Raw genomic sequence first — 6,034 nt, 5'->3', positions numbered from 1 at the left:
CCCCCCCCCCCCCCCCCCCCCCCCCCCCGCGGCGAGGTCGAGAAGACGATCGAGAATCTGCCCATTCTGATCAATGAGGCAGCCGTCCTCGGGCTCATGGGCGCACGTGAAAAGGCTGTCGAACCGCGCTTCGATTTGGATCCCTATGCCTCGCCGGTGCTCGTCGACAAGGTCCAGATCCAGCAGGTGCTGATCAACCTCATCCGTAATGCGGTCGAGGCCATGACCGACGGTCCGGTAAGACGGCTGACCGTATCGAGCCAGCCGGACGTGCCGGGATTTGTGCGCGTCGTCGTCGCCGATACCGGCCCCGGCATTTCCCCCGAAGTCGCAGCGCAACTGTTCACCGCTTTCGTCAGCACCAAGGCCGAAGGGATGGGCTTGGGCTTGTCGATCTGCCGGACTATCGTCGAAGCCAATGGCGGCCGAATCTGGGCGCAGCCTGGCGAAGCAGGCGGTACCGAGTTCCACTTCACACTGGTTAGCGCAAAAGCGGGGGATCGCGATGACGAATAGAAAGCTGATTCACATCGTCGACGACGAAGAGGCTATCCGCCGCTCGGCCAGTTTCATGCTCAAGACCTCGGGCTATGCGGTCGAGACCTGGGCAACCGGCGTCGCCTTCCTGAAGGAGATCCGTCACGTCCCCCAGGGTTGCGTCCTGCTCGACGTCCGTATGCCCGAGATGGATGGTCTGGACGTTCAGCAGGCGCTTCTCGAAAGGGGCGTCACCATGCCCGTCATCATATTGACCGGTCATGCCGATGTGTCGATCGCGGTGCGGGCGATGAAAGCCGGCGCGGTCGATTTCCTCGAAAAACCATTCGAGAAGGCGGTCTTGATTGCGGCCATCGAAACGGCGTTCGATCGGGTGGGAAAAGCCGACGGCGCGGCCGCGCGCGCCGCCGAGGCGAACGTTGTGCTCGGCGTGCTTACGCCACGCGAGCGTGAGGTGCTGGAAGGTCTGGCCGAGGGTCTGCCGAACAAGACGATCGCCTATGATCTCGGCATCTCGCCACGGACGGTCGAGGTGCATCGCGCCAATCTGATGGCCAAGCTCGATGTGCGCAGCCTGTCCGATGCGCTGCGCCTCGCCTTCGCTGCCGGACTCGGAAACTGACGACATAGGGACCAATACGTAGCGACCTTGCCACGCTGCCCGCTACAAGGGAGGCATGATCGCCCAGCTTGCAAATCCATGAGCAGTCGGCCCGCTCCGCGCCCGTCGATCAAGATACTGACCGAGCGCGAGCGCGAGGTCGTGGCCGGTCTGGTGCGCGGCCTTACCAACAAGCAGATCGGGCTGGAACTGGGGATCAGTCACCGAACGGTTGAGATCCATCGCGCTCGCGCGATGCGCAAGCTCGGCGCGCCGACCCTCGCCGCGCTGCTCACCTCGGTCCTCCCGCAACGCAGCAAGCTTCCCGGCGCAGACCGGGTTCGGCCCGCCTAGCTTCGGCGGCGCTATCCCAGCACAAAGGGTAGCATCGCCAGTCCGGCGGCGACGCTCGCGAGGAGCGGCAGCGCCGCGATCCAGCCGCGACGGCTCCGAACGAGCACCAACGGGATAGCGGCCTTGAAGAGCGTGTTGGCCAGCACCGGCGCCGCGACGACGAGGCCGGCCGTGTCGGCGCTGAGCATGCCTGCTGGGAGGCCGCCGATCGTGATAATGGCCGCATCGACATCTGCGATCCCCGAGACCGCCAATATGATCGCGATTGCCGACGCATCGATCCACGTCATGAGCCATCGCGCAAGCAGGGCCATCGCCATGACGAGCCCGGTCAGCGCCAGCGCTGGACCGAAATTGAGCGGGTTGTGCAGTTTGATCGTATCGGTCGCCGCGGCCGGGGTGCGCCGGGCAACGAGCAGTCCCCAAGCGGCCGCAGCGAGGCTTGCCAGTGCCGCCGGAACAAGCATCAGCGACAGCGGCGCCAGCGCCACCGGGGCGAGGATCGCCACGAGGATGATGACCCGCACGAACATCACCGCCGACGCGGCGGCAATCCCCGCAACCAGCAACGGCGCACTTTCCTCGTCGTCGCGAAGGCGCGTCGCGAGCGTTGTCGTGACCGCGGTCGAGGAAACCATCGCGCCGGTCGCGGCCATGGCCAAGGTTCCGCGCGTCGCGCCGAACCGCTTGCTCGCGTAGTAGCCGAGGAAGGAGAATCCCGATACCAGGGCAACGACCAGCCATAGCTGGTGCGGGTTCCACGCATCATAGGGGCCAAGCTGGCGATCGGGAAGCAGCGGCAGGATGACGAGTGCGATGAGCGCAAAGCGCGCAATCGCGTTGACCTCGGATTCGCTCATCCCCTCGACCCAGCGATGAAGTTGAGGCCGCAGGGTCAGCAGCAGGGTGGTGCCGACCGCGACGATCACCGCGGCCTGCGCATTTCCGCGCGTTGCCAGAAAGCCGCACGCCAGCGCGATCAGCGCGGCCAGGCCCGCCGTCCCGCTGATGCTTTGCCGAGCATGCCTTGCATAACCGAAAAATATGAGCAGCGCGCTTGTCGCGAACAGGACTAGCGCCGCCGCGCGATCCAGCGTCTCAAGCACCCCGGCGAGACCGCCGACCAGTCCCAGGAGCCCAAAGGTGCGGATCCCGGCGAACCGGCTGCCGTCGGCCGCGTGACGGAGTGTCCAGCCGCGCTGGATACCGATCAGCAATCCCAGCCCGAGCGACAAAGCGAGACCCGCCAGCATTGGCATTTGGCCGAGGACGCCTGTGGTTAGCCCGAGAGCGGACACATGCTCCTCCCCAAGTCGCGGCGTCGCACAGCCTCGGCGTTCCGACCCGGCACCATCATACCGGCGTCAGTTTCCGGCGGCTTGCGCGCAGCCAATGCAAAGCGAGGCGGTTGGAAGGGCAGCAAGGCGCGCCGGGGCGATATTTTCGCCGCACGAGACACACTGGCCATAGGTGCCGGCGTCAATCCGCGCGATGGCATTGCGCGTCTGCGCGATATCTTCCAGCGCCGCGCGCTCGACCCCGTCCAGCGCCTCGTCATCTTCGCGCGCAACCGCCTGGTCCGAAAAATCATCGCCGAGCGGCGCACGCTGTTCCGTTTCGATCTCGTCGACCCGCGCGCCGAGGTTAAGCAGGCGCGCCTCGAGCTTGGCGCGAACGTCAGCCAGGTCTTTCATCACCGGCCCTTTCGCTGGGCGATCATCGCGGCGACCTCGTCGAGCAGGCCGAGGCGCTGCTTCTTCAGGTCTTCGAGGCGTTCGTCGGACGCCGCGTCGAGACCACCCTCGATCCTCGCAATTTCGCGCGACAGAAGATGATGACGCTCGGCAAGGCTTCGAAACGGGCCGCTTTCGACCTTGAGCGCATGCAGATGTGAGACATCTCCGGGAAAGAGGGCATGGAGATCGTGGCCGACTTCGCTCATCATTGTTCCTTTTGATTGTTGCGGCGCAAACGCCGCCCATGATTGCCATCCCATCTGAGGGCTCTTGCGTGATGCGGCGAATTCGGCGTCTCGTCGCTACGCAATACCCCTTATGGTCACGGCCTGCTCCGCACCCGCCGCGCCGAGCGGGCCTGCTGGTAACGCTCCAGCACCGCGCGCATCGCCGCAACGGCTTTCGCGCGCGTCGCCGCGTCCTCAATCTGCGCCAGCTCGGATTTGAGGTTGGCGGCAAAATCTGCGTAGCTGTTCTGCCAGTCGCGTCCGATCGCGGCCTGGAGCACGGGATCACCGGTCTTCAGTCTTTTTGCCGGCTGCCCGGCCGGGAGGCGATAGGTTTCGCCCAGCGCGGGCGCGACCACCGTTGCGGCAAATTCGCGCGATTGCGACAAATGTCGCAAGGCCTCGATCGCGGCTGCTTCGCCGTGCGACAGAAACAGGCTGCCCGCGATTGGCTGACGCGCCTCGAGCCACGCGAGCAGGCCGTCCTGATCGGCGTGCGCCGAATAGCTGTCGATTCGGCGTATCTGGGCGCGCACCGCGATGTCCTCGCCCGAGAGGCGGACCCGCGTCGCGCCCTCGACGATGACGCGTCCGAGCGACCCTTCGGCCTGATAGCCAACGAACAGGATGGTCGACTCGCGGCGCGCCAGATTATGTTTGAGATGATGGCGGATTCGTCCGCCCTCGCACATGCCCGATGCAGCCAGAATGATCGCCCCCGAGACGCTGTTGAGGCGAATCGAGGCGTTTACGTCCTCGACGAAGTGAAAGGCGGGATGATCGAAGACGGTGCCGTCGAGGTCTTCGAGCGATCCGGCATATTTGGAAAAGACCCCGGTTGCGCGGTTCGCGAGCGGAGAATCGATGAAGATGGGCACGGCAGGCATTTGCTTGTCGGTGATCAACGCCGCGAGATCGAGCAGCAGTTCCTGCGTCCGCTCGAGCGCGAAGACCGGAATAACGAGATTGCCGCCGCGGTCGAGCGCCGCCTTCACTTCGGCGCGCAGCAGGCGTCGCCTTTCCTTTATCGTCAGATGATCGCGTTTGCGGTCGCCGTAGGTGGCCTCGCAAATGACGTGGTCGAATCCGGCCGGGCTCTGCGGATCGGGGTGGAAGGCCTTATGCTCGGGGCCAAGATCCCCCGCGCAGAGAAGGTGGACGCCGCCGATCTCCAGTTCGACCGATGCGGAGCCCAGAATATGCCCCGCGTTCCAGAGCCGGGCCCGAAACCCGGGCGTCGGCTCGAACCATTTTTCGAGCTCGATGGGCCTGGTCTGTCGCCAGGCCGCGAGTCCGTCCTGTTCGGTGTAGAGCGGGTCGAATGGTGGCTGGCCGGCGCGGTCGCGGCGGCGGTTGCGCCGCGCGGCATCGCTTTCCTGGATGCGGCCGCCATCGGCGAGCATGAACTCGAGCAGATCCGAGGTCGGCGCGGTGCACCAGATATCGCCATCGAACCCTTCGGCGACCAGGCGCGGCAGCAGCCCGCTATGATCGATATGCGCGTGAGAGAGGATGACGGCATCGACATGTTTGGGGACGAAGGCGAAGGGGTTGCGATTAAGCGTCTCAAGCGTGCGCGAACCCTGAAACAGCCCGCAATCGACGAGCAGGCGCTTGCCGCCGTGGAAAAACTCCATGCACGACCCGGTGACCGTGCCGGCGGCGCCGTGAAATGTGATCGAAAGCTCGTCGCTCATGCTGCTTCGCCTGCATGCGCCCAATGATTGTGGCGCGGAGATGGTCTGGCGGGACCGGATTTCCCGCACCGCCAAAATGGACCGGCCTGTCCCATTCTCTAATACGTACTCTTCCTGACTCACGCGGTCGCCCGCTTCGCCTAGAAGGCTGGGCATGTGCGATTTGCCCGCCCCCTTCGCGATCCCTGGAAGAGCCCGTCGGTGAGCGACTGTTCGACCTGCATGGTGCGCGGCCGGGCGATATGCGCGAGCCTCGATGACGGGGAACTGGCCGAACTCGGCCGGATGGGACGCCGCCAGCGCGTGAAGCCCGGCCAGACCCTGTTGTGGGAAGGCGACGATGTACCGCTGGTGGCGAATGTGCTGAACGGTGTGCTCAAGCTGGTCGTCGCGGCTGCTGACGGACGCGAGCAAATTGTCGGGATCGTCTTCGCATCCGATTTCATCGGCCGGCCATTCGGCAAGAAAAGTCCGTATCGGGTGACGGCGATGACCGACGCCGAAGTGTGCATCTACAATCGCAACAGTTTCGATGCCTTTGCGGAAGGACATCCCCATCTCCAGCAGAAACTCCTGCGCCGGACGCTCGACGAACTTGACCGGGCGCGTTACTGGATGATGTTGCTTGGTCGCAAATCGGCCGGGGAGAAAGTTGCCTCTTTCCTGCTGGATATGTCCCAGCGATTGCCTGGCCATGGCGGCGCCATGGGGCGCGAAGCGGGCTTCGAGCTGCCGTTCGGGCGCCAGCAGATCGCCGACATATTGGGACTGACGATCGAAACGACGTGCCGTCAGCTGACGCGAATGCGAGCCGCCGGGCTGCTTGACTTGCCATCGCGACGTCAGGTGGTGATCCGTGACCAGCGGGCGATGGAACTGGCGGCGGGATGATGGCAGGCGTTCCCGAAACGTGCCAGACCA

At 64.9% G+C, this 6,034-nt stretch carries 7 protein-coding genes and 1 pseudogene; 4 read left to right on the top strand and 4 right to left on the bottom strand.

Annotation, left to right across the window (positions count from 1 at the left end):
* From K0M74_RS19770 to K0M74_RS19760, 3 genes and pseudogenes are all read left to right on the top strand, one after another.
* The coding region (locus K0M74_RS19770) for an ATP-binding protein (RefSeq protein ID WP_293976299.1) at window positions 1–516 on the top strand (516 nt) is incomplete at its 5' end.
* Window positions 506–1,120 carry a response regulator gene (locus K0M74_RS19765; protein ID WP_293976297.1) on the top strand — a complete coding sequence of 205 codons (615 nt, stop codon included), beginning with the start codon at window positions 506–508 and terminating at the stop codon, window positions 1,118–1,120. The genes K0M74_RS19770 and K0M74_RS19765, both read left to right, overlap by 11 nt.
* 108 nt (window positions 1,121–1,228) lie before the next feature.
* Window positions 1,229–1,453 (top strand): annotated as a pseudogene (locus K0M74_RS19760) (LuxR C-terminal-related transcriptional regulator); the annotation flags it as partial.
* Between the two features lie 11 nt (window positions 1,454–1,464).
* Here the strand turns inward: K0M74_RS19760 and K0M74_RS19755 are convergent.
* From K0M74_RS19755 to K0M74_RS19740, 4 genes are all read right to left on the bottom strand, one after another.
* Window positions 1,465–2,706 carry a DUF4010 domain-containing protein gene (locus tag K0M74_RS19755; RefSeq protein WP_293976295.1) on the bottom strand — a complete coding sequence of 414 codons (1,242 nt, stop codon included), beginning with the start codon at window positions 2,704–2,706 and terminating at the stop codon, window positions 1,465–1,467.
* Between the two features lie 111 nt (window positions 2,707–2,817).
* A complete protein-coding gene (locus K0M74_RS19750; protein ID WP_293976293.1) occupies window positions 2,818–3,147 on the bottom strand; it encodes a TraR/DksA family transcriptional regulator in 330 nt (109 codons plus the stop codon).
* Window positions 3,147–3,395, bottom strand: a complete 249-nt coding sequence (locus K0M74_RS19745; RefSeq protein ID WP_293976291.1) for a DUF465 domain-containing protein — start codon at window positions 3,393–3,395, stop codon at window positions 3,147–3,149. The genes K0M74_RS19750 and K0M74_RS19745 overlap by 1 nt, the downstream gene beginning before the upstream one ends.
* A gap of 116 nt (window positions 3,396–3,511) precedes the next feature.
* Complete coding sequence (locus tag K0M74_RS19740) at window positions 3,512–5,113, bottom strand: MBL fold metallo-hydrolase (RefSeq protein WP_293976289.1); 1,602 nt, start codon at window positions 5,111–5,113, stop codon at window positions 3,512–3,514.
* Window positions 5,114–5,314: 201 nt separating this feature from the next.
* Between K0M74_RS19740 and K0M74_RS19735 the strand changes: the two genes are divergently transcribed.
* On the top strand, window positions 5,315–6,004 hold the full coding sequence (locus K0M74_RS19735) for a Crp/Fnr family transcriptional regulator (RefSeq protein WP_293976287.1): 690 nt from the start codon (window positions 5,315–5,317) through the stop codon (window positions 6,002–6,004).
* Window positions 6,005–6,034: the final 30 nt, after the last annotated feature.

It is taken from the genome of Sphingopyxis sp., assembly GCF_019459305.1.
Classification (GTDB): Bacteria; Pseudomonadota; Alphaproteobacteria; order Sphingomonadales; family Sphingomonadaceae; genus Sphingopyxis.
This window is presented reverse-complemented; position numbering and strand designations above follow the sequence as displayed.

Bases quoted from the DNA above. Each gene is read 5' to 3' on its own strand.
- K0M74_RS19755 (WP_293976295.1), bottom strand. From the start codon at position 2,706: ATGCTGGCGGGTCTCGCTTTGTCGCTCGGGCTGGGATTGCTGATCGGT.
- K0M74_RS19740 (WP_293976289.1), bottom strand. From the start codon at position 5,113: ATGAGCGACGAGCTTTCGATCACATTTCACGGCGCCGCCGGCACGGTC.
- K0M74_RS19745 (WP_293976291.1), bottom strand. From the start codon at position 3,395: ATGAGCGAAGTCGGCCACGATCTCCATGCCCTCTTTCCCGGAGATGTC.
- K0M74_RS19765 (WP_293976297.1), top strand. From the start codon at position 506: ATGACGAATAGAAAGCTGATTCACATCGTCGACGACGAAGAGGCTATC.
- K0M74_RS19750 (WP_293976293.1), bottom strand. From the start codon at position 3,147: ATGAAAGACCTGGCTGACGTTCGCGCCAAGCTCGAGGCGCGCCTGCTT.